The organism is Lacrimispora xylanolytica, from assembly GCF_026723765.1.
In the GTDB taxonomy this organism is placed as follows: Bacteria; Bacillota; Clostridia; order Lachnospirales; family Lachnospiraceae; genus Lacrimispora; species Lacrimispora xylanolytica.
Map to the genome: position 1 here is coordinate 3,100,870 of NZ_CP113524.1, position 22,204 is coordinate 3,123,073.

The following is a 22,204-nucleotide window of genomic DNA, read 5'->3' on the forward strand; positions in this document are numbered from 1 at the left end:
TTCTTTCTATGGAAAGGGCAGCCAACGCCCTGGCGACAGCTGCCCATCCATTTATAAATCTATTAAGAACGGCTGATAAATTCTTTCATAAAATCTTCTACTTCCTTTGCAGTCGCAAAGGACATCGCCTGATTCGCCACTTCCTGTAATTCCTTTGTGCTGTAACCGGTAATCAGTTTTCTCGCATTTAAAATAGCAGAAGCACTCATACTGAATTCATTTAGACCAAAGGCAAGAAGCAGAGGAATCATAGTGGGATCACTGGCTGCTTCTCCGCACATGCCTACCATGATGCCCTCTTTCCGGCCGCACTCAATGACATGGCGAATGCTTCTTAATACTGCCGGATTTAATGGAGAGTAGAGATAGGATACCTTATCATTCCCACGGTCTACGGACATGGTATACTGAGTAAGGTCATTGGTTCCTATACTGAAGAAATCAACCTCTTTTGCAAATACATCTGCCATGAGAGAAGCTGCCGCTGTTTCCACCATGATACCAATCTCGATATCTTTCTTGTAAGCAATCCCCTTCTCATCCAGTTCCTTTTTCATCTCTTCTACAAGCGCCTTTGCTTCCCGGATTTCTTCCAGGCAGGTAACCATCGGCACCATAATGCGGATATTTCCGAATGCGCTGGCTCTTAAGAGGGCACGGAGCTGAGGCTTATAAACATCTTCCTTCCGGTCCAGACAGAAACGAATGGCACGGTAGCCTAAAAATGGATTTTCATCCTTACTAAGGCCCATGTACGGAATCTCTTTGTCCCCACCGATATCCAGAGTACGAATAATAACCGGCTTACCGTTTAAGGCAGATGCCACTCTCTTATATGCCTCAAACTGTTCATCCTCTGTAGGCATAGCGGTACGATCCATGAATAAGAACTCAGTACGGAAAAGGCCCACGCCCTCTCCATCATACTGAAGCACCTTTTCCACGTCTTCCGGCTTTCCAATATTGGCAACCAGCTCTACGGTCACGCCGTCCTTTGTGATGGTAGGCTTTCCGATGTACTGCTCCAGCTCTTTCTTCTCTTTTAAGAAAGCTTCTCTTTTAGCCGCATATTCTGCCTTAACGGATTCATCCGGATTTATGAATACGGTTCCATCGGAACCATCTAATACCAGATCTGCGCCCTCAGTCACTTTCCCCAAAAAGCCTTCCAATGCCACAACAGCAGGAATCTCCAAAGCTCTTGCTAAAATGGCGCTGTGAGAAGTCTTACCTCCAAGCTCTGTTACAATACCAGTAACATTGGCCGGATTGATTCCAGCCGTCATAGAAGGTGTTAAATCCTTTGCAACAATAACACTTCCCATAGGAAGTGCAGCGATATCGACAGAGCTGACACCCAGAAGAATCTTCTGAATGCGTGTCTTAATGTCACGCATATCCGTTGCTCTCTGCTGCATAAGCTCGTCTCCCATAGATGCAAACATATCTGCATATGTGTTGCATACAGCCTCCACCGCATATTCACTTACAACATTCTCCCCAGATATTGTACTTTCAATCTCTCCTACCAGCATCGGATCGGAAAGGAGCAGAATATGTCCATTTAAAATTTCAGCTTCCTTTTCCCCTACTCTTGTTGCCAGATCCTTTGCCAAAGCTTCTGTCTGTTCCATAGCCAGCTTGACCGCTGACTGAAAACGGCTTTTTTCTGCTTCTGCATCCTCTACTGGAGTTTTACTAATAATAAGTTCTGTTTCTTCTACGATAACGGCTTTCCCAATGCCGATTCCCGCAGATGCGCTTGTTCCTTTCAACATTACACTTCCTCCTTATTAATTAATGTAGCTTGATCTATTCGCCAAGGCCCTCTAAAACGGCCTTGACCATGGCAGCCAGAGCTTCCTCTTCATCTTCCCCCTCGCAGACAAAGGTTATCTCATCCCCGCTTTTTACACAGGCGCCCAACACACTAAGCACGCTTTTTGCATTGGCAGTCGTATTCTTAAAACGAAAACTGACTGTTGAGTTAAAGTTCATGGCTTCCCTACAAAGAATTCCTGCCGGCCTCAAGTGCAGACCAGTAGGATTCTTAATAGCAACTTTAGCACTGACCATACTGAATTCCTCCCTTTAATTATCACACTGCTCCCTGGAAAGAGGAACAGCCTATCTATTGCGGCCCGGCCGCTTCTGTCGTTGCTGCTGTGGTAGTGGTAGTGGTGGTCGTTGTCGTAGGCGTTGTGGCTGCTGTGGTACTTTCAACAGTACTGTTTGCCGGCTCCTTATGAGTAAGCACTACAACAAACGGTGTATAACCAACCATCTCAAATCCACCTGGAATCTGGAATTTTAAAACTCCCTGATTCTGCCCAGAGTGGAAATTCGTCACATCAAGAATGGCATTAAGCTTCTTGATATCAAGAGAATCCAAATCCTCCTTAAGGCCCCTTAGAGTTACATCAGAGGTTTCCTTATCAAAGGTATAATTATAATCTGCATCCATTCCCTTTTTATCCAGTGTATCCAGATCCAGGCTGAATGCCCTGGTGATGAGCGGCTCCACTTTTAATTTCACTGTGACGTTCTTATATGCATTTCCAACCACAGAAGTATTGGGTGGAAGATATTGGCTTAAATCAAGTTCAATGACTTTATCCCCTGTAGCACCGTCAACATTCAGCTTATCTGAGGTGATAGACAGTGTGCTTAAGGAGGCAAGCACTGATTTTGTTCCTACGACCGGTACGCTCTTTATACTGCTCTCCACACCGGTATATCGGTATCCATTGGCTACATTTCCAGATACCTCAAAATTCAAGGCAATGTTCTTGGCCTTGAGCACAGATATATGACATTCAATCTCGTGAGGACTGACGGTAACTTTATTTCCCAAATCCAGTATGTTGCCGTTGGCATCATAAAAAACAGGAGCCGTGGTTACATTTAAATCCGCGTTGGCATTCTCCACGTTCACTTCCACTCCCATTCGGCTGATCTGCCCAATCAAAGATTCCGGTCCCTCTACAGTCACAAAGCTGGGTGTCGGATTGCTGATTCCAAGGGCATACCCTTCTTCCGGAGTTCCCTTTGTATTGACCTGAAGATCAAATTGCTTGCGCTGTAAGGCCTCTGTTTTAATCCGGATTACCATGGGCTTTGCAGTGATTGCATCACTTTTTACCAGGTTTTCCTTGTCTTTATTGATTTCTACCGTGATAGGAACGGCACCTGTAACATTGTAATCATTTAAATCCACATAAGCATGAAAGTCCGAAGCTTTCACAAGAGAACGATCCCTTGTTCTTACCTGGTAGCTGACGGTAACTACATCCTTACCTAAAATCTCATAGGTCAAGTCTCTGGATGCCAGAGTTTCAGCATTACGCACCTCCACGGTAACAAGCTGGGAATCGTCGATAATGGGATTTGAGATATTGACAATCGCCATCCATACGGCAAAAGCAAGTACCAGGGATGCGACTTTCAGTCCAAGATTATTTAGTAGCTTTTCCTTCATTCTTCCGCCTTCCCTTCAATAATCTGAATCTGCTTCCTTCCTCCTCTGACTGCTTTACACCTGCTAATACAGAACGCAGTCCATCTGCGTCAAGAATCCGCTTCAAGCCGCCCTCAAGGGCCACTGTCACACGACCGGTCTCCTCAGAAACTACGATGGTAACACTGTCACTGACCTCACTGACGCCAAGAGCTGCCCTGTGTCTTGTTCCCAGGTCCTTACTTATGGTCATGTTGTCAGATAAAGGAAGGTAACAGGTGGCAGCCGCTACCCGGTTCCCCCGGATTACCACCGCTCCATCGTGAAGGGGTGTATTATGCTCAAAGATATTAATGAGAAGCTGGCTGCTGACAATAGCGCCCACTTCAATTCCTGTCCGTTCGATCTCCTTTAAGGAATCCCCGCGTTCAATGACCATAAGAGCGCCTGTCTTAACCTTAGCCATCTCAAAGGTAGCCTTCACTACCTCATTGATGGTCTTTTCGGTAAATGCAGAATTGTCTCTTCCGTCATCAAAGGTCAGGATGCCTGTAAATGGATTCTTGCTGCCTAACTGCTCCAGAGCCTTACGAAGCTCCGGCTGAAAGATAACAATTGCCATCGTAACGGCAGGAGTTGCAATTTTATTTAAAATCCAAAAAATATTATCCAACCGGAACACATAGGCAAAGACATAGAAAAGAAGAATTACTACGATTCCCTTTAGCAGTGTCCATGCTCTCGTATTCATAATCCAGGTCAGGACCTCATACAGCAGCACAGCTATAATCACAATCTCAACCAGGTTTGTCTTTGAAATTCTGGGAATAAATGATACCCAGGAATACATCCCTTCTAGAAAATTTGCCATCCAAACCACCTCCCTTTTATTCCTTCACTACCTTTGCGGTCTTTGGAGTTTTGTGGCGTTTATTTTCTGAACTTTTACATCCGGCGTGCTGACAGTCAGCTTGGGAACCGCCTTGACGTAATAATAATAATCATCATCTTCAAATTGTACGTATTCTGTGCGGGAATAATCCACCGCAAATACAAAAAATGTATAAATAACTGAAATTAATATGGAGGCAAGCATTCCCAGCAGCAGACCGATAACAGAAACCGATACATCAAGTGCAATATCTCCAATAAATATAACACCAAGCTGAGTAATGGTTCCGGCGATGATCGCTATCATCCAGGAATAATCCACGGAAAGATTCTTTACAATCACTACAACCACCAGAGCAAGGGCAAAGGCCCCTACCATGAGAAGCATCTGCTTATTCCCCAAAAGACTGTTCATGATCTGCATGAACTTCTGAACCTCATCCACTGACATATCATTGGTCAAAACACCTGCATTCTGCTTCACATATAAAAGTGTATAGTAGATAAATACACCACAGCTCACAGGAATGACCGAAATCACACTACCGGAAAGCCCTACAATCAAGGGAATGGCATACGGAATCTTAAGCAGGAAAAATATCGGCGTTAAGACCAGAAGATAGCTGTCTCCCGGCTGAAATCCATAATAAAGAAGTCCCACTACTACAATAAAGATAGCCATTACCAAAGTGATTTCAATGGATATTCCCGACAGATGAATGAGCATAAAGCCCGATGCCAGAAATGAGATCGCTCCATAAGGCAAAAAAGAGCATAACAAAGCCAGAACCAGTGGTACAAAAGGCTCTGTAAGCTTTGATGAAAAACCGATATTACCGTTCATCAGAAAAAATGCCATGCAGCTGAATATAAATTTGATTAAAGGATTTACATAGATATCGAACCTGGCATAAAATCCTTTCAGCCGCTCTTTTAACACAAGAAGGCCCATCATGATGTCCGCCCTCCTTTAGTTCGTTTTAAAGGTCTGGTATTTCCTTCATATCGCTTGTCCAGCCGTTTTAACTTAGAAAGATACACTTTTCCTCCCCGGACGGCATATTCATACCGTTTCCTGTAAATAAGAAAGCTGATTCCCAAGTAGATGGCCAGGCCAATGCCATAAATAATACCAATCCTTATGCCGGCGCCGGTCAGCCGAGTCACATCCATGGTGCTGAGCCACCGCTCCATATAATACAGTCCCCATAAAAAAAGGCATAAAACAAAGCTCAGAGTGTAGTTAAAAAAGGACTGAAACAGCCTGCTTCCGATGTAATCACCTTTAAAATAGCGGTTCACAGGAAATATCCTCTTAGCTTCATGCTTTTCAAACATGGCAAGACTTGTCATTATTTTTATTTTCTCTTCACTAAGCATATGGTTTCCTCACTATACCATAAGATATCAACTTATTATAGCATAGAACTTTTGACATTGCGAGCCAAATAAGGAATTTTTATTTATTTTGTAATGAATCGGATATTTCCATACAGGGATAAAATCATTTGGGTAAAAACAAGCGCAGCGAGTCCGCTGCGCTGTTTTATTCATATCTTAATGCGTCGATTGGATCTGCATTTGCAGCCTTAGAAGCCGGATATATTCCAAAAAACACTCCTACCAGTGCGGAGAAACTTACCGCGACTAATATGACGGATGGCTTTACGACAACGTGCATCCCAAGAAGAGCTCCTCCTAAATATACCAGTCCTGCGCCCACTGCGATTCCAAGAATTCCTCCAAATGCGGAAAGAATGGCTGACTCCGTAAGAAACTGAATGAGAACGTCTTGTGTCTTTGCCCCCAGGGCTTTCCGAATGCCGATTTCTCTCGTTCTCTCTGTAACAGATACCAGCATGATGTTCATGATACCGATACCGCCAACTAACAGAGAGATGGCCGCAATGCCGCCTACCGCAGCTGATAATCCACCCATGATCGTATCCACGCTCTTCATCTCACTGGCGATGGAATTAAAGTATATGTCCTCTTTGTCCCGGTTTTTCGTCCTTGCCAGATAGGAGGTGATTTTATCAGAAAGGGCATCCATATCCACGCCTTCTTTTGCATACAGGCGAAGGGAATATAAATTATCATTGGGCCAGACAATTAGTGAGTACGGAAGATACCCTTCTTTTGTAGTACTGGCTCCCTTCAGCATTTTCTCTATCGTAGTCAGATCCAGCCGGTAAACTCCAACCACATTATAATAGCTGGTCTCACCGTTTATGGTAGTCCTGAAGGTCTTTCCCACTGCATTTTCAGTTCCAAATAAATCCTTGGCTCCGCTTGCCTCTAAAACAACATTGTTTTTTCTGGCCTTAATGTCACTTTCATTGATATTGCGTCCATAGATCATATTGATTTTCTTTACCGTGGAATAACTTTCTTTTATTCCTTCAAAATTATACTTGATTTTATTGCGTCCATGGACAGCTTCACCCGAAACAGTTGGTTCACTATCCAGATATATGATGTCGTCCTTAAAAGCCTCTTCGATTCGATCAAACTCATCCAGCTTAAAGTAATCCCCATCTCTCATATCGTCCCCATCCTTTGGCCATACATAAATATAAGCCATGTTGGTTCCTACATTCTTATAGAGATCTGATACCATATAGCGCATGGTATCTCCGATGGAGACAATGGCAATGACTGCGCCGATACCTATAATGATTCCAAGCATTGTCAGTAAGGAACGCATCTTGTTGGCCTTAATTGCATGAACGGCCATTGACATATTTTCAAACAACATGATGCTTCCTCCTTCTATTCAAATCGCAGTGCTTCAATGGGATCTGCTTTGGCTGCTTTGGATGCCGGATAAAGTCCAAAGAAAATACCCACCAGCGCGGAAAAGCCTACAGCAAGAATTACAACACCAGGATTCACCACGACTGTCATCTGCAAAAGGATTCCTCCCACTTTTACCAGGGATAATCCGAGAATGACTCCAATGATACCTCCGCAGGCAGACATGAGGGCTGATTCCGTTAAAAACTGGATCATAATATCCTTTGTTCTGGCTCCAAGAGCCTTTCGTATTCCAATCTCTCTGGTACGCTCTGTTACCGATACCATCATAATATTCATGATACCGATGCCGCCTACCAGCAGGGAAATGGCTGCAATTCCTCCAACCGCTGCTGACATGGCACCCAGCTGAGCATCCATGGTTCCCATCTGCTCCACTGCGGACTGAGCCATAATTTCAGATTCCGGACGGCCTTTCAGCTTAGCTACGTACTGTTTCATATCGATCATAAGCTGTCTCATGTTGGTACCGGGACGGGAATAGAGATTGACGGCCTGAAAGGTATCGTTGGATTTTGTCAAAACGGTATCCGGGATAAAACCAGACTGGGTCTGCCCCTTTCCCATCATCATGGCCACCATAGGAGACAGATCCTTGTGATAGACTCCAACCACTTTATATTCCTGTGTACTCTTTTTTATGGTCATTCGAAAGGTTCTTCCAACACAATCTGCTGTGCCAAATAATTTTATGGCTCCTTTGTCTTCCAGAACAACGTGATTGGCAGCCCCTTTTACATCCGCTTCATTTAGAAATCTGCCATAAATAATATTCGTAGGCTGCACATCGGTGTAATTGTAATCCACTCCCTGAAACTCGTAAGAGACTTTTCTGCGGCCATTGATCGCCTCGGTCCTCTCAGTCGCATTGGAATCAATATACTCAATCCGGTCACTGTAAATATCCTTGATCCGGTCCATCTCAGCTCTTGTAAACTGATCCGACATACGGAAAGTATCTACCTGCCAGGAAACCATAACAACAGCCCGGTTAAGGCCTACATCTTTATAAGCATCAGTAAACATATTTCTCATGCTGTCACCAACGGCTGCAATGGCAATGACTGCTCCAATTCCAATGATGATACCAAGCATGGTAAGAAAGGATCTCATCTTATTGGCCCGTATGGCGTGGAATGCCATACTCATATTTTCAATCAGCATGGCGCCCCTCTTTCTGCATTCTAACAGCTTCTTCCACGGTCAGGTTCTGAGGTTCATTTCGCGTATCGCTGACCATTTCCCCATCCCTGAATCGTATGACCCTCTCTGTAAATGCTGCAATATCCTCTTCATGAGTGACCACAACCACCGTTGCCCCTTCTTTGTGGAGCTGGGAAAACAGCTCCATGATTTCTATGGAAGAAGCCGTATCCAAGTTTCCCGTCGGCTCATCGGCAAGGATTAGGGGAGGCTCATTGGCAAGCGCTCTTGCAATTGCCACCCTCTGCCGCTGTCCGCCTGAAAGCTCATTAGGCATGTGCTCATGCCGGCTTCCAAGTCCTACCCTGTCTAAAAGCTCCATAGCCCTTTTCTCTCTCACCTTTTGAGAAACATGGGCATAGGTCATGGGAAGCTCCACATTCTTTAAGGATGAGGTACGTGATATTAAGTTAAACGACTGGAACACGAATCCAATCTTACGATTACGAACGGCTGATAGCTCGTCGGGGGAAAGATTGGCTGTATCAATGCCATCTAAATAGTAATGGCCCATGGTAGGACGGTCAAGGCAGCCTAATACATTCATAAGAGTAGACTTTCCAGATCCGGACTGTCCCATGATTGCTACGAACTCTCCCCGCTTAATCGTTAAATTTACCCTTTTTAGTCCTAATACTTTAATGGTTCCGGTATCATAAACCTTTACCATATCCACAAGCTTTATTAAGTCCTCTCCCATGTACTCTGTTCCATGAGGAGGAGTGTTCTTTTTCCATTTCCACATGCTGCCTCCCCCTTTACTGACCGGACGGAGCCACTACCACCGTCGTACCATCCTCTAAGAGTTCGGTTGGTGCATCAATTACCTGCATCCCTTCCTTAAGGGCACCTTCTTCTTCCGGAATGATCTCAGTCTGGATATCACTTTCCACTCCGTTCTTAACAGGTATCATCTTTACAACATTATTCTCCACGGTTGCAATTGCCATGGTTCCGTCCGGGTTCTGAATCACAGAAGCAAATGGAACGGTCCATACATTTTCCGCTTTATTCAGTTCAATCTTTGCCTTAGCGGTGATTCCGGCGATCAGACGGCTGTTCTGGTCAATGATTCGGATTGTGGTAGGAATCACTCGCTCTGTGGAACCATTGCCCTTTTCCTCTCCGGTTGGAGAGATAGAGCTTACTTCCCCTTTTACGGATTCAGTGCCTAAGATATCAGCGGTGATTTCTACCGGCTGTCCTATGGACACTTTACCAATGGAATACTCGCTGACATTGATCTTCATCTCCAGAACATCCAGATTGTTGATGATGAACATTGGCTTATCGTCGTCTGTTTTATCAGCGAACCGGCCTACCTTACAATTGACACGAACCACGGTTCCTGCAATAGGACTGGTGACCTTTGTATTGTTTAAGGCTTCCGTTTTCTGCTCCACCTCAAAGGCTGCTTTTTCTATTTGAAGTGTGTAAGATTCGTTGGCTATTGGCTTGCCGTTTTTTAAGGTGAATTTACTTAGCTGGCGTTTGGCGTCATTCATGGTATTAGAGGCTGTTTCCATCTCTACCTGGGACGCGCTTCCTGCCTGATACAGAGTCAGAGTTCTGTCATAATTGATTTTAGCGGTATCATAGTCCTGCTTTGCTTTCGCATAGCCATTCTCCGCCTCTGTCTGCTGATCCTGATATGTACTGACAGCCAGATCATACGCATTCTTTGCGATATCCAGCTCTTTTTTGGCATCCTTATCATCGAGAACCGCCAGTACCTGGCCTTTCTCAACCTTTTCCCCTTCCTTTACCGGAAGCTCCAGAATCTCAGCATGAAGATTAGACACAACTTCTACGCTGTCTGTTCCCTGAACAGGACCACTAATCGATAATTCCTCTACTACTTCCCCTTTTACCAAGGGAAACGTATGAACAATCATTGCCTGCTTTTTCCCACCAAAGATAGAAAACAGGAGAAACAGACCAAAAAATGCACCTGCTCCAATGGTGATGATCTTTCGTTTCTTACTCCATTTTTTTCTCACCTTTTTCTTTTTGTGGTTTCCCTCGCTGTCTTCCTTCAACAGGTTCTGCAGCTCATGTTCAAATACTTCATCTGGCATTGGCTCCTTTAAGGATTCCATTTCCAGAGTATCATCTTTATTTTCTTTGCCTTTTCGCTTAAAAACGTTCATTCTTTCTTCCCTCCTGCTTTATTCCATTTCCTTTGTTTCATTATAGCGGTTTAAGAGAGGTTTTTTAAGTATAAATTTCTTATAATTTTCTAAATTTTTATACTTTTTATGGATTAGCAAAAAAAACTGCTTTGATCCCCAGGTTTTTGGGACATCAAAACAGTCTTTTTTTCTTATATTTTAAATTTGTTTGCAAGTTCCTTCAAAAGTCCTGCCTGAGCGGAAAGCTCTTCACTGGCTGCTGAACTTTCCTGCGCTGTGGCAGAATTTGACTGAACCACTGAATTTACCTGCTCTAATCCCATAAGGGCATGGCTTAAGGACTCCGCCTGTTCCGAGGAAGCCTGGGATACCTCCTTGATTCTGGCTACGGTATCGCCAACTCCCAGAAGTACTTCTCCAAGAATTCGGCTTGTCTCTTCGGCTATTTTTGTACCATGATCCACAGATAGTATGGAGCTGTCAATTAATTGTGCTGTATTTTTAGCTGCCTGAGCTGATTTATTTGCCAGGTTCCGCACCTCATCTGCAACCACTGCAAAGCCTTTTCCTGCCTCTCCTGCCCTCGCTGCCTCTACCGCAGCATTCAGTGCAAGTATGTTCGTCTGGAAAGCAATGTCCTCAATGGTCTTTATTATTTTACCAATTTCAGACGACTTTTCATTGATATCTTCAATGGCAGTCAGAAGCATCTTCATATGTAGACTGCTTTCATCTGCCGCTTCCCCTGCTGCAATGGCCCGTGTTTCTGCCTGAGCGGAGTTTTCAGCCGTCTTTGTAATATTTACAGAAATCTTCTCCATGGTCAAGGACAATTCATCCATAACACCTGCCTGCTCCATGGTTCCCTGAGCCAGAGCCTGGGAGCCGTTAGCCACCTCACCGGAACCACTTGATACCTGCTGGGATACTAAAGCAATCTCTCCGATGGTGGATCTCAGTACATCTGAGGTTCTCATAAGAGACTCCTTTACCGCTGAAAATTCTCCCTCATAGCTATGAGCCAGGTTTAATACAAAATTTCCTCTTCCAAATTCATCAAGGGTATGGGATATCTCGTCAATGTATGCAATGTACGTCACCAGGCGTTTTGTCAGATTCTTTAACGACTCCGCAAGCTGCCCCACCTCGTCTTTGCTGTTTACGGATATTTCCACGGAAAGATTGCCTGCTGCAAGCTGGTCTGTAACCTTAGTCAGATTCTTTAAAGGTCTGGCGACGCTTCTTGCCACAATATACATGGTAACTATCAAAACAACACCAATAAGAAGAAAGAGAACTGTCATGCTTACGCCTGCCGCGGAAGCCACCCGGGTAAAATCCGCCTGGTCCACAGTAACGATTGCTTTCCAGTCCGCACTGTCGATCATTCGTGTAATGCCACAGGCCACATTCCCTTTATTATGATATGTAATGACACGTTTGCCCGGATTTTCATAGTCTGCCATCATTTCCCCAGGGAGTCCGATTTCTTTGATATTTTTTAAGACCTCATTCTCGTCAGGGCTTACCAGTATGATACCAGACGTACTGATGAGGCGTACCTGGCCGCTTTCATGAGATAACTTATAACTTTGTATCTGCTTGGTAAGGTTTGTGAGCTTTACATCAAGAGCCGCAACTCCTAACATTTTGTTACCAGAAGTATCATAAACAGGTGCCGAGAAGGTGATTACCTGTTCTCCGGTATCCAGATCCACATATGGCTCCGTAATTATGTATCCTTTTTTCAGCTGGTCATCTGTTTTAAATACATAATCCCTTTCATTTAAACGGAAGTCCGGATCTGCTACCCAGTCTCCTCCGTCAAAGGCGATATTGGTATCTGCATCTGCATAATATGCGGATAAAATCTCATCGTCAGACTCCATCGTCTTCTTCAGCATGCCATAGGTCGACGGCCAGTACTGAGAGCTTTTTAACTCTTCTCTGGAACTGGTGGTCATAAGAAGATTCATACCGCTGTAATCTTTTGCCATCTGCTGGGCTACGGAAATATACCTTTTAAAATAGCTGTCTGCCTCTACCGTCATCTTGTCTGCAGAAAGCGCTGCTATGCTGCTCTCCGAAGAAATAACTGTCTTTCTGGTAAAGGATATCATTAAAATACCCGTACATATCATGAAGAAGATAACAACCCCTCCAATGATTAATAGGATTCTTGTTTCAATTTTTTTCATACGACTTTCCTCTCTGCGATCATAGCATAAATCAATGTCTAGTATTATGTCATCTGAAAAAGAAAAAGTCAACTTGGTTATAGACAATTTTTTCCATTAAGATACAATTTATGACAATTCGTTGCACTTGTCCTAATTTTCTTAAAAGTTTGATTTGTTTTCAAAAGTTCTTATGGGGGTTAAAGATGAAAAATAGAGATAATATCCTGATTTAATTTTTTTGATTTGATTTGTATGAGCAATTCCTCTACAGCAGAAATGGTTGCTGTCATGCAAAGAAAGACCGCTGCCTTTTCCACTCCAAGGAACATAAATAGCAGAGGAAAGCAAAAAAGCAGAAATCCTGTTGCCTTATTTCCATAGGTGTGAAGAAACACAAAGGTTTTGTATTTAAGTAAAGAAACAATACCCGAGGCAATCCGGATGCCTCCGATTGCTCCTATCCACAGTATAATAGTTAAAGTTAGATCAAGGTACGGAAACATCATATAAAGTACGATAAGGATCATGATAAAATCACCCAGGCTGTCAAGGGCCGCACCAAACTTACTGGAAGCTCCAAATCTTCTGGCAAAATACCCGTCAAGCATATCACTCAGCCCGCACATAAAATAAATTGCAAAAAAACCGGTCGAGAGAGGCCGGGTCAAGAGAAGGAGGAGAGATAACAGGATTCTCATTGCAGATAAGGTATTCGGAATATATTTCATCTTTGTTTCCTTTTTGCCTCCTGCTGCCAGGAGGAATCTATACTTCCCTTTCTATTATACGTTCATATAACAGAAATAGGAAGTAAAGTTTCTCTCTGACTGGCACTTAAATCATCCAGTAATTATCGTTACATACCACACTTCTATAAGTCTCGAATTTAGACCATTTATTTACAAATGCTACTCTGTTATCCTTTTCCAGCAAATTATACTCCTTAAAGAAACGGTCCACATCTTTTTTGGAGGTCACTAAAAGGGCAAAACCTCTTTCATCCAGAACGGGAAGACCGGAATATTCATATTCCGTCAGGCTTATGATGTCCTTTATAAAAGCACCGCGGATGAGAATTGCTGCAGAACGCTCAACATCAATGATATCAAAGTATTCCGGATAGTGAAAGCTATCACCCTTTATTGGAACGGCATCCCCCACATGGTAGGTCGTATCTGCGGAATTTGGCTTTGAGAGGAATGCATGCTCCAGATTAAAGTAAAATTCTTCAAATATGTAGCCCTCTGCCCAGATCGAATCCTTTTCAAAATACGGCTTTTTCGTTTGGCATTCCACATGCTCAACCACTCCGCAGGCAGATGTCATGTGGCTTAAACGGTCAATGAGAATCAGCTCACCAAGAGTCTTATGATTTTTAAATAAATCTGCCACAACATTCTCGGAACATTCGATTTCACAAAACAGGATTTCATTTTTAACTCCTCTGTCCGTTTTTATATGTTCACCGGTGTTGACATCAACCTTATATTCAATCTTTTTAATAATGGCGGGAAGCCGCTTCGTCCCAAGCTTAATGAGATAATTCTTGGCCGCACTTAAAGGCTCATCATCCATCCAAAGCAGAGAAGCCTTTATATTCTTTCCAATCGGAAGGGACTCATTGTCCGTGAGAACACAGCCTCTGCTCACATCCACTTCCCGGTCCAGCTGAATGGTAACCGCCTGCCCGTAAAATGCCTCCGAAACCTCCTTATCCCCAACAAGAATCCGCTCTACTCTGGCGCTTTCACTGCCTGGCAGTGAGTAAAGCTTTTGACCGGTTTTCACCTTGCCCGACTCGATCTGTCCCTGAAATCCTCTGAATTCATGATTCGGGCGGCATACTCTTTGCACCGGCAGATAGAAATCATCAAGATTTTCGCTCTCAGATATATCCACGGTTTCTAAATGCTCCATCAGAGTCTCACCCTGGTACCAGTCCATACGGTCTGATCTTTTTGTTACATTATCTCCTTCCGTTGCACTGACCGGTATGATCTTGATGTTTTTCAGGGACAGCTCTTTAGAAAGCGCAAGGATTTCCTTCTTTATCTCGTTGAATCTTTCTTCCTGGTAATCAGCTAAATCCATCTTATTGACCGCAAAGACAAAATGATGGATTCCCATTAAGGCACAAATCCGTGAATGGCGCCTTGTCTGTACCAGGACGCCTTGCTTGGCATCTACTAAAATTACTGCCAGATTGGCAAAGGAAGCTCCTACTGCCATATTTCTCGTATATTCCTCATGGCCTGGAGTATCGGCTACGATAAAGCTCCTGCGTTCCGTCGTAAAATAACGATAAGCAACATCAATGGTAATTCCCTGCTCCCTTTCTGCCATCAAGCCATCTAATAAGAGGGAATAATCTATTTCTCCACCTCTGGAACCAACCTTACTATCAAGAAGCAGTGCCTTTTCCTGGTCTGCATAAAGCAGCTTGGAATCATATAAAATATGCCCGATCAGTGTTGATTTCCCATCATCTACACTGCCGCATGTAATAAATTTTAGCAATCCACTCATTTAGAAATACCCTTCTCTCTTCCTTTTTTCCATACTCGCCCCGCCACCGTCTTTGTCGATGACACGGCTGGTTCTTTCTGATTCTACGGAGCTTAATGTCTCTTCTATGATTTCATCTAAGGTAGAGGCCTGAGACAAGACGCCACCGGAAAGGGGATAACAGCCCAATGTCCGGAAACGGACCGGCTTTAACTGAGGAACCTCCCCCGGCTCTAACCGCATACGGTCATCATCTACCATGATAAGGTTTCCATCCCGTTCCACCACAGGCCTCTCGGCGGCAAAATAAAGGGGAACGATAGGGATTTCTTCCTGTTTTATGTACTGCCAGATGTCCGTTTCCGTCCAGTTGGATATAGGGAATACACGAATGCTTTCTCCCTTGTTTATTTCCGTATTATAAAGCTTCCACATCTCCGGCCTTTGATTTTTAGGATCCCAGGCGTGAGAGGCATTCCGAAAGGAGAAGATTCTCTCTTTGGCACGGCTTTTTTCCTCATCCCGTCTTCCGCCTCCAAAGGCGGCGGTGAATCCATATTTATTTAACGCCTGTTTAAGAGCCTGGGTTTTCATAATATCCGTATAGGAGGAACCATGATCAAAGGGATTTATGCCATTATTTACCCCTTCCTCGTTGATGTATTCAAGCATTTCAATTCCAAGCTCTTTGGCGGTCCTGTCCCTGAACTCTATCATTTCCTTAAACTTCCAGGTGGTATTTACATGCAGAAAGGGAAAGGGGGGCTTTTCGGGATAAAATGCTTTCATGGCAAGCCGAAGCATGACCGAACTGTCCTTACCTATGGAATAAAGCATTACCGGCTTCTCACATTCTGCCGCAACCTCCCTGATGATATAGATGGCCTCTGCTTCCAGCTCATCCAGATGTGATAATCTGCTCATTTTCATCTCTCCTAATATTTATTTGAATCCTTGCTGTTTACTTGGATTTCAGTTATAGTTCCGTCCTTTTTCCTGATGATCCAATGAAGGATATCTCCCTCTATGGATACATTCATGGTGCTTCCGTTTCCTCCGATATCTGCTCCCAGATAAAAATCAATGGCTGAAAATCTGCATTCCTTAACACAGGAGACACAGCCCCAGCAGTCTTTGGGGTATCTCATATGAGCCTTATGATCCTTTTCAACAATCAGACTTCCAGGGCAGACATCAATGCATTTCATACAGCCCACGCATTTGTTTTTATCAATCCTTATGCTCATACTCAGCCTCCTCTACGATATCTCTGTAAATCATCTGCAGATTCCCTTCTGTCAGTCTGGAGTTAACATACTTTTCATAAGCTTTGTCTGTTTCCTTATAGTCCAGATTTTCATTAAAGGAATGCCATCTCGTTTCTTTTCTGTGAAGCAGATGGGCAATGACCGACTTGCAGACAATGAGACGTTCTCTTAATTCATAAATCTCCATCAGTTCCCGCATATCGCAGGCGGTTAAGTCTTCCCAAAGTCCTAATATCCGATTGATTTTTTCCTCTGCAAGGCTTAAATTTGACTCGTTGTACTGGTAATAGGTAGAAATGCCTCCTGCATATTCATCCATTGCCTTTTGCATGGCCTCTTCCAGCTCCTGAACGGTAAATAATCCAGGCTTATCTTTAAGCTTCCCTTCATATTCTTCTATTTTAGAAGCAGCAAATGCCAAATCCCCGGACAGCTCTTTTTCCCCTTGTATCTTTTCAATGATATCAAGGGCTGCAATCTCTCCTTCTGCAAGAGCCCCGGTCACATATTTTTGAGGACAGCCACCGGAAACGTCTCCGGCTGCATACAGGCCCCTGATTGTTGTCTCCCGCTTTGTATTCACCCAGTAGCCGCTGGCCGTATGGCCTCCCACAATATAAGGTTCCGTTCCTGAAATCTCTACATCCTGTTCGCTGGGATTTTTGCCGCTCTCCAGCCACTTTAAGGTCTGACTGGGCGCCATATTAAGATACGCCTTTAACAGCTCCTCGTCCTTACCGGTGTCCATATTGCTGGTCTTAAGATAGCAGGGACCTCTGCCCTCTAAATTCTCCCTGATGGTACCGTATACCCGTTCGCTTGTGGTGATTCCATACTTATCCTCATAAACTTCCCCAGAGGAATTGATCTGTCTTGCACCAGCTCCCTGGGCAATGGTTCCTGTAGGCGCTATAGTGTCCTTGCACCGTAAGGCAATAAAACGCATTTCAAAGGAGGTCATCTCTGCCCCGGATAAAATTCCCATGGCGTATCCCGCTCCTGTATTAAAGGGGGGATACCACATTTTGTGACGGGAAAATCCAGGGTTATTCGGCCGGTAGAGGCCAGCCGCCCCTCCCGTTGCCATTAATACCTTACGGGCACGGATTTCATAAACAATATCCTCCAGAATATGAAAGCCAATGGCTCCCTTTACTTCATTCTCTTCCACAATCAGGTCTGTCACATTGACCCGGTTCAGCACGGTGACATTGGAAGCTTCCTTAACTGCCTTTGCCAGAAGAGGTTTAAAATTCTCTCCGTTAATTTTAATATTCCGATTGCCTCTTGCCGCATAATTGCCTTCCTCATCCTTTAAAATGACAAGACCAAGCTCTTCCATGGCAGCTGTCACGGAATTGAAGCGCTCTGCCGCAGTCAAAAGCAAATCCTTTCGTACAATGCCCTTGGCATCCTCTGTAGCATAATTTACGTAATCCTCGGGTGTTCTGCCCTTTACAATATAGGCATTGATGGCATTGACCCCTGCCGCAAGACACCCGCTTCGTTTTATATTAGCCTTTTCTGCAATGACTACGGAAAGGTTTGAATTTTGACTGATTGTAACTGCCCCATAACACCCGGCAGTTCCTCCGCCTATAATCAGTACATCCGTATGAATTACTTTATGGTCCAGCTTCTTACTCATGTTATCTCCTATCTTTACCTGATCCGGGAACTTAAAAGGTGACCATTTCCTTTCCGATCAGTTCTTTATTTTCCAGTAAATAAGACTTTTCATCGTCATAGGCATACATGCGGTATACGATAACGTGCATCCGCTCTCCGATGGCTACAGGCCTTCGTTCCAGGGAACGGTGCGTGGTCAGCAAAATATCCCCCACTCTCAGCTTAACCTCAAGGCAATTCCCCCGAAAGGAGATATCTTCAATGGTTCCTTCCTCTGAATGATTGATGATATCCTTAAATTTCGTGTTGTCACTTTTAAAGCTCTCTACGAATTCAGGCCTGATAATCGCCCCTTTATAACTTCCCTTTTCAAAGCCCTTTAACTGATGATACCCATCTATTTTAGAGGACTCACCGATGAATTCCGCCACAAATGGTGTTTCAGGGTTTTTATAAATATCAAGGGGAGAACCCGCCTGTTCGATCCGGCCTTTGTTGGTAATGATGATTTCATCCGCCGCCTCAACTGCCTCATCCTGGTCATGGGTAACAAAGATACTGGTGATGCCCACCTTATGTATCATGTCTCGAAGCCAGCTTCTAAGCTCTCCTCTGATTTTGGCATCGATGGCTGCAAATGGCTCATCAAGGAGGAGAAGGCTGGGGTTTGGTGCAAGAGCTCTTGCGAAAGCCACACGCTGTCTCTGGCCTCCGGAAAGCTGATTGGGATATCTTTTTTCCAGCCCCTGAAGCCCCGTAAGCTCCATAAGCTCTGAAATCCGTTCCTTTATTTCTTTCTTTGGAAGCTTTTTAATCTCCAGGCCAAAAGCCAGATTTTCATAAACTGTCATATAGCGGAATAAGGCGTAGTTCTGAAAAACAAAGCCGATTCCTCTCTCCGCAGGAGAAATGTCATTGACTCTTCTCCCATCAATGATGATATCACCCGAATCAGGAGTCTCCAGTCCTGCGATCATGCGCAGTATGGTGGTCTTTCCGCTTCCGCTTGGGCCTAACAGTGCAGCCAGCCTTCCCTTTTGAATCCCGATATTAATATCCTCTGACGCTTTGTAGCTTCCATAGGTTTTATGTATATGTTTCAGTTCAACGTACATCTCTTCCTCCTTTCCTGTTCTAAACTCTTTTTTCCTTCTTTCCTGCCTGATACTCCAAAACGTTTCTCACTGCGATTACAGCTACCGCCATAATGACAAGCAGGGAAGAAACTGCAAATGCCGCCGTAATGGAATCACTGGAACCTGACAGGTATAAAGCATCTATTTCAAGAGGCAGAGTAAAGGTCTTTCCTCTTGCCTTTGAAAGCGCGTTGACCGCACCAAACTCTCCAAGTGCTCTTGCCGTACATAAAATCACGCCATAGACCAAAGCCCATTTGATATGGGGAAATGTGATCTTTCGGAAGATATAAAATCCGCTGGCTCCCATAAGGGCAGCCGCTTCCTCCTCATCCGTTCCCTGTGCATGAAGGACTGGTATGATTTCTCTTGATACAAAGGGGAACGTAACAAATATGGTGGCAAGAATGACTCCCGGCAGAGCAAAGACAATCTTGATATCCGTCCCCAGCCATTCGTTTAGCTGTGTAATAGGGGAATTGGCCCAACCAAGACGTCCAAAGGTCATTAGAAACGCCAGACCTGCAATCACAGGAGAAATGGAAAACGGGATATCAATGAGAGCCGCCAGTACCTGCTTTCCTTTAAAGGAAAATTTAGTGATTACCCAGGCGGCTCCTATGCCAAAAAAGGTATTTACCGAAACGGCTATTACGGCAGCCAAAAGAGTGACTTTAAGAGCCGATCTGGTAAACTCTGCCTGCAAAGAACGTACATAGAACGGAATCCCAAGACTGAAAGAATTGACAATAACAGAAACTAAGGGTAATACCAGCATAACTGCCATAAAAAGAACACTGATTCCAATCAAAAGCCATTTGACTCCCTGACTCTCTCTTCTCTTATCCTTTTTCATTCTATACCTCCTAAATGAAATTCGTACGCCTTGACTGGCAAATCTGAATCATATTGATGACAAGCAATATGAGGAAGGAAATAATAAGCATAACCAGCGCAATTGCAGTAGCTCCCGCATAATCCACATAATTAAGCTTCTGCATGATTACATATGAAATCACCTGGGTTTTTTCTCTGGCGCTGTTTCCAGAGATATAAATGACGCTTCCATACTCTCCCATGCCTCTTGCAAATGCCAGGCCAAAGCCGGTCCAAAGGGCAGGACGAAGCTCCGGCAATATTACCTTTAGAAATGTTTTTATCTTTCCTGCTCCCAGTATGTAGGCCGCCTCCTCATATTGCGGATCCAGCTTCTCAAGCACCGGCTGAATGGCACGGACGACAAAAGGCAGGCCAATAAATACAAGGGCAATTAAAAGTCCGGCTTTTGTATAGGAAACCTTGAATCCCAGCTGGGCAAGGGGCTTTCCAAGAATTCCTGTATCCGAGTAAAGTTTGGAAAGGGTAATGCCTGCCACTGCGGTTGGAAGGGCAAAGGGCAGCTCAATAAGACCATCCATGATTCGCTTTCCGGGGAAGTCATACCTTACCAGAACCCAGGCAAGGATGATTCCAAAGAAGCAATTCACTACTGCAGCAAGGAACGAACAAAGGATACTTGTTTGAAATGAATTTATTACGTTATCTTTGGTAATCAACGTTATAAATTCATAAGGGGTAAGCTTTAAGGAAAAGACCATAACTGATAAAAGGGGAAGTAATATAAGGAAAGAAAGCATGAACAGCGTAATCCCCATGGTCAGACCGAATCCGGGGATCACCCGGTCTTTCTTTATGTACTTTTTCACCATATTAAACTCCTGTCAGAATTTCTAATTTTCATAGATTTCATCAAAAATACCACCATCAGCAAAAAATTTCTCATATGCTGCATCCCAGCCTCCAAAATCATCAATGGTACATAATTTCATATTCAAATCGAATTTACTGGAAAATTCTTTTAATACCGACTGATTGGATGGTCTGTAGCCATATTCACCGATGATTTTCTGGGCTTCATCGGTATAAAGATAATCCAGATATTCCTTGGCTGCTTCCTGAGTATTATTTTTATTCGCATTTTCGTCTACAATGGCTACATTGGGCTGAGCCAAGATGCTCATACTTGGTGATACGATTTCAAATTCATTTGGATATTCTTCTGTTGCCATGATTGCTTCATTTTCCCAGGCAATCAGCACATCTCCCTGGCCGTTTTCCACAAAGGTGGTAGTGGCTCCTCTTGCCCCCGGGTCCATAACAGTAACATTGGAATAAAGCTTAGACATAAAATTCTTCATTTCAGACTCATCGCCGTTAAACTGTTTTCCGGCATAATACCAGGCACCTAGAAAGTTCCAGCATGCCCCTCCACTGCTTTTGGGATCCGGAGTGATAACAGATACTCCTTCCCGAATGAGATCATCCCAGTCTTTGATTCCTTTTTCATTTCCTTTTCTCACCAGAAAGACAATGGTTGAAGTATAGGGAGCAGAATTATCCTTAAACTCCTTGATCCAGCCAGGTTCAATCAGTCCTGCTTTTTCAATCAGGGTAATATCATGGGCCAGGGCCAGGGTCACCACATCGGCTCCGGCTCCCTCAATGACGGATCTGGCCTGACTGCCTGAACCTCCATGAGATTGTATTACCTCAATCTCCTTACCTGTTTTGTTTTTATAATAGGCCTCAAATTTTTCATTGTAGGCCATATAAAATTCTCTGGTGGGGTCGTAGGAAGCGTTGGTGATAGTCAATTTGCCATCGGCTGCTGCAGTCGTTGTCTTAGCGCACCCTGACAGCAATAGAGCCGTGCCATAGAGCAGAAATGTAAGCCTTACGTTTTTTGTCTTTTTCATAATCCCTCCTTATTCATATAAAAATGTGGTTTTCAAATCAGCTTCATGAATCAACCAGAATGATGATGATTGGCTCATAGAAAAGATATATGATTAGCCCTAAACATATATACATATTAATTATATATGTTTATTGGGTATAAAAATATGCCTCATAAGGCATTTTTTCATTACTCTATTCATTATTTATGATTATTATGTATTTCTATAAGCAATTATAGAATCTGATT

At 43.8% G+C, this 22,204-nt stretch carries 20 protein-coding genes; all 20 read right to left on the reverse strand.

The features are described from left to right. Positions 1-62 precede the first annotated feature (62 nt). The 20 genes from ptsP to OW255_RS14605 all read right to left on the reverse strand — a co-directional run bounded on the left by ptsP (position 63) and on the right by OW255_RS14605 (position 21,974). Positions 63-1,778: a phosphoenolpyruvate--protein phosphotransferase gene (gene ptsP / locus OW255_RS14510; RefSeq protein WP_268114465.1), complete on the reverse strand. Its 1,716-nt coding sequence runs from the start codon at positions 1,776-1,778 to the stop codon at positions 63-65. 34 nt (positions 1,779-1,812) lie between these two features. Continuing rightward, entirely contained in the window at positions 1,813-2,076 is a 264-nt protein-coding gene (locus OW255_RS14515; protein ID WP_024838368.1) for an HPr family phosphocarrier protein, read from the reverse strand. A 55-nt stretch (positions 2,077-2,131) separates the two neighbouring features. Beyond that, positions 2,132-3,478: a CdaR family protein gene (locus OW255_RS14520; RefSeq protein WP_268114466.1), complete on the reverse strand. Its 1,347-nt coding sequence runs from the start codon at positions 3,476-3,478 to the stop codon at positions 2,132-2,134. Beyond that, entirely contained in the window at positions 3,456-4,328 is an 873-nt protein-coding gene (cdaA, locus tag OW255_RS14525) for a diadenylate cyclase CdaA (protein WP_024838370.1), read from the reverse strand. Before cdaA ends, OW255_RS14520 begins: the two co-directional genes overlap by 23 nt. Positions 4,329-4,355: 27 nt before the next feature. Beyond that, on the reverse strand, positions 4,356-5,303 hold the full coding sequence (locus tag OW255_RS14530) for a hypothetical protein (protein WP_024838371.1): 948 nt from the start codon (positions 5,301-5,303) through the stop codon (positions 4,356-4,358). Further along, positions 5,300-5,728, reverse strand: a complete 429-nt coding sequence (locus OW255_RS14535) for a hypothetical protein (RefSeq protein WP_024838372.1) — start codon at positions 5,726-5,728, stop codon at positions 5,300-5,302. Before OW255_RS14535 ends, OW255_RS14530 begins: the two co-directional genes overlap by 4 nt. Before the next feature lie 166 nt (positions 5,729-5,894). Beyond that, positions 5,895-7,106: an ABC transporter permease gene (locus tag OW255_RS14540; protein ID WP_268114467.1), complete on the reverse strand. Its 1,212-nt coding sequence runs from the start codon at positions 7,104-7,106 to the stop codon at positions 5,895-5,897. 14 nt (positions 7,107-7,120) lie between these two features. Continuing rightward, positions 7,121-8,329, reverse strand: a complete 1,209-nt coding sequence (locus tag OW255_RS14545; RefSeq protein ID WP_024838374.1) for an ABC transporter permease — start codon at positions 8,327-8,329, stop codon at positions 7,121-7,123. Next, complete coding sequence (locus OW255_RS14550; protein ID WP_081752418.1) at positions 8,319-9,113, reverse strand: ABC transporter ATP-binding protein; 795 nt, start codon at positions 9,111-9,113, stop codon at positions 8,319-8,321. Before OW255_RS14550 ends, OW255_RS14545 begins: the two co-directional genes overlap by 11 nt. 13 nt (positions 9,114-9,126) lie before the next feature. Then, positions 9,127-10,518: an efflux RND transporter periplasmic adaptor subunit gene (locus OW255_RS14555; protein WP_268114468.1), complete on the reverse strand. Its 1,392-nt coding sequence runs from the start codon at positions 10,516-10,518 to the stop codon at positions 9,127-9,129. A 173-nt stretch (positions 10,519-10,691) separates the two neighbouring features. Continuing rightward, positions 10,692-12,698, reverse strand: coding sequence for a methyl-accepting chemotaxis protein (locus tag OW255_RS14560; RefSeq protein WP_268114469.1), 2,007 nt, complete (start codon positions 12,696-12,698; stop codon positions 10,692-10,694). A gap of 179 nt (positions 12,699-12,877) precedes the next feature. Further along, complete coding sequence (locus tag OW255_RS14565) at positions 12,878-13,408, reverse strand: CDP-alcohol phosphatidyltransferase family protein (RefSeq protein ID WP_268114470.1); 531 nt, start codon at positions 13,406-13,408, stop codon at positions 12,878-12,880. 106 nt (positions 13,409-13,514) lie between these two features. Beyond that, positions 13,515-15,206, reverse strand: coding sequence for a sulfate adenylyltransferase subunit 1 (locus tag OW255_RS14570; RefSeq protein WP_024838379.1), 1,692 nt, complete (start codon positions 15,204-15,206; stop codon positions 13,515-13,517). Further along, complete coding sequence (gene cysD, locus OW255_RS14575) at positions 15,207-16,109, reverse strand: sulfate adenylyltransferase subunit CysD (RefSeq protein ID WP_024838380.1); 903 nt, start codon at positions 16,107-16,109, stop codon at positions 15,207-15,209. A gap of 11 nt (positions 16,110-16,120) precedes the next feature. Then, complete coding sequence (locus tag OW255_RS14580; protein ID WP_024838381.1) at positions 16,121-16,432, reverse strand: 4Fe-4S dicluster domain-containing protein; 312 nt, start codon at positions 16,430-16,432, stop codon at positions 16,121-16,123. Continuing rightward, positions 16,416-18,101, reverse strand: coding sequence for an adenylyl-sulfate reductase subunit alpha (locus tag OW255_RS14585; RefSeq protein WP_268114471.1), 1,686 nt, complete (start codon positions 18,099-18,101; stop codon positions 16,416-16,418). The genes OW255_RS14580 and OW255_RS14585 overlap by 17 nt, the downstream gene beginning before the upstream one ends. 31 nt (positions 18,102-18,132) lie before the next feature. Further along, positions 18,133-19,197 (reverse strand): ABC transporter ATP-binding protein, encoded by a 1,065-nt coding sequence (locus tag OW255_RS14590; protein WP_024838383.1) that lies wholly within the window; start codon positions 19,195-19,197, stop codon positions 18,133-18,135. Between the two features lie 19 nt (positions 19,198-19,216). Further along, complete coding sequence (locus tag OW255_RS14595) at positions 19,217-20,074, reverse strand: sulfate ABC transporter permease (RefSeq protein WP_268114472.1); 858 nt, start codon at positions 20,072-20,074, stop codon at positions 19,217-19,219. A gap of 10 nt (positions 20,075-20,084) precedes the next feature. Further along, the gene (gene cysT / locus OW255_RS14600; protein ID WP_268114473.1) at positions 20,085-20,927 is read right to left on the reverse strand and encodes a sulfate ABC transporter permease subunit CysT; all 843 of its coding nucleotides are present in this window, start codon (positions 20,925-20,927) and stop codon (positions 20,085-20,087) included. 21 nt (positions 20,928-20,948) lie between these two features. After that, positions 20,949-21,974 carry a sulfate ABC transporter substrate-binding protein gene (locus OW255_RS14605; protein ID WP_268114474.1) on the reverse strand — a complete coding sequence of 342 codons (1,026 nt, stop codon included), beginning with the start codon at positions 21,972-21,974 and terminating at the stop codon, positions 20,949-20,951. Between the last annotated feature and the right edge of the window lie 230 nt (positions 21,975-22,204).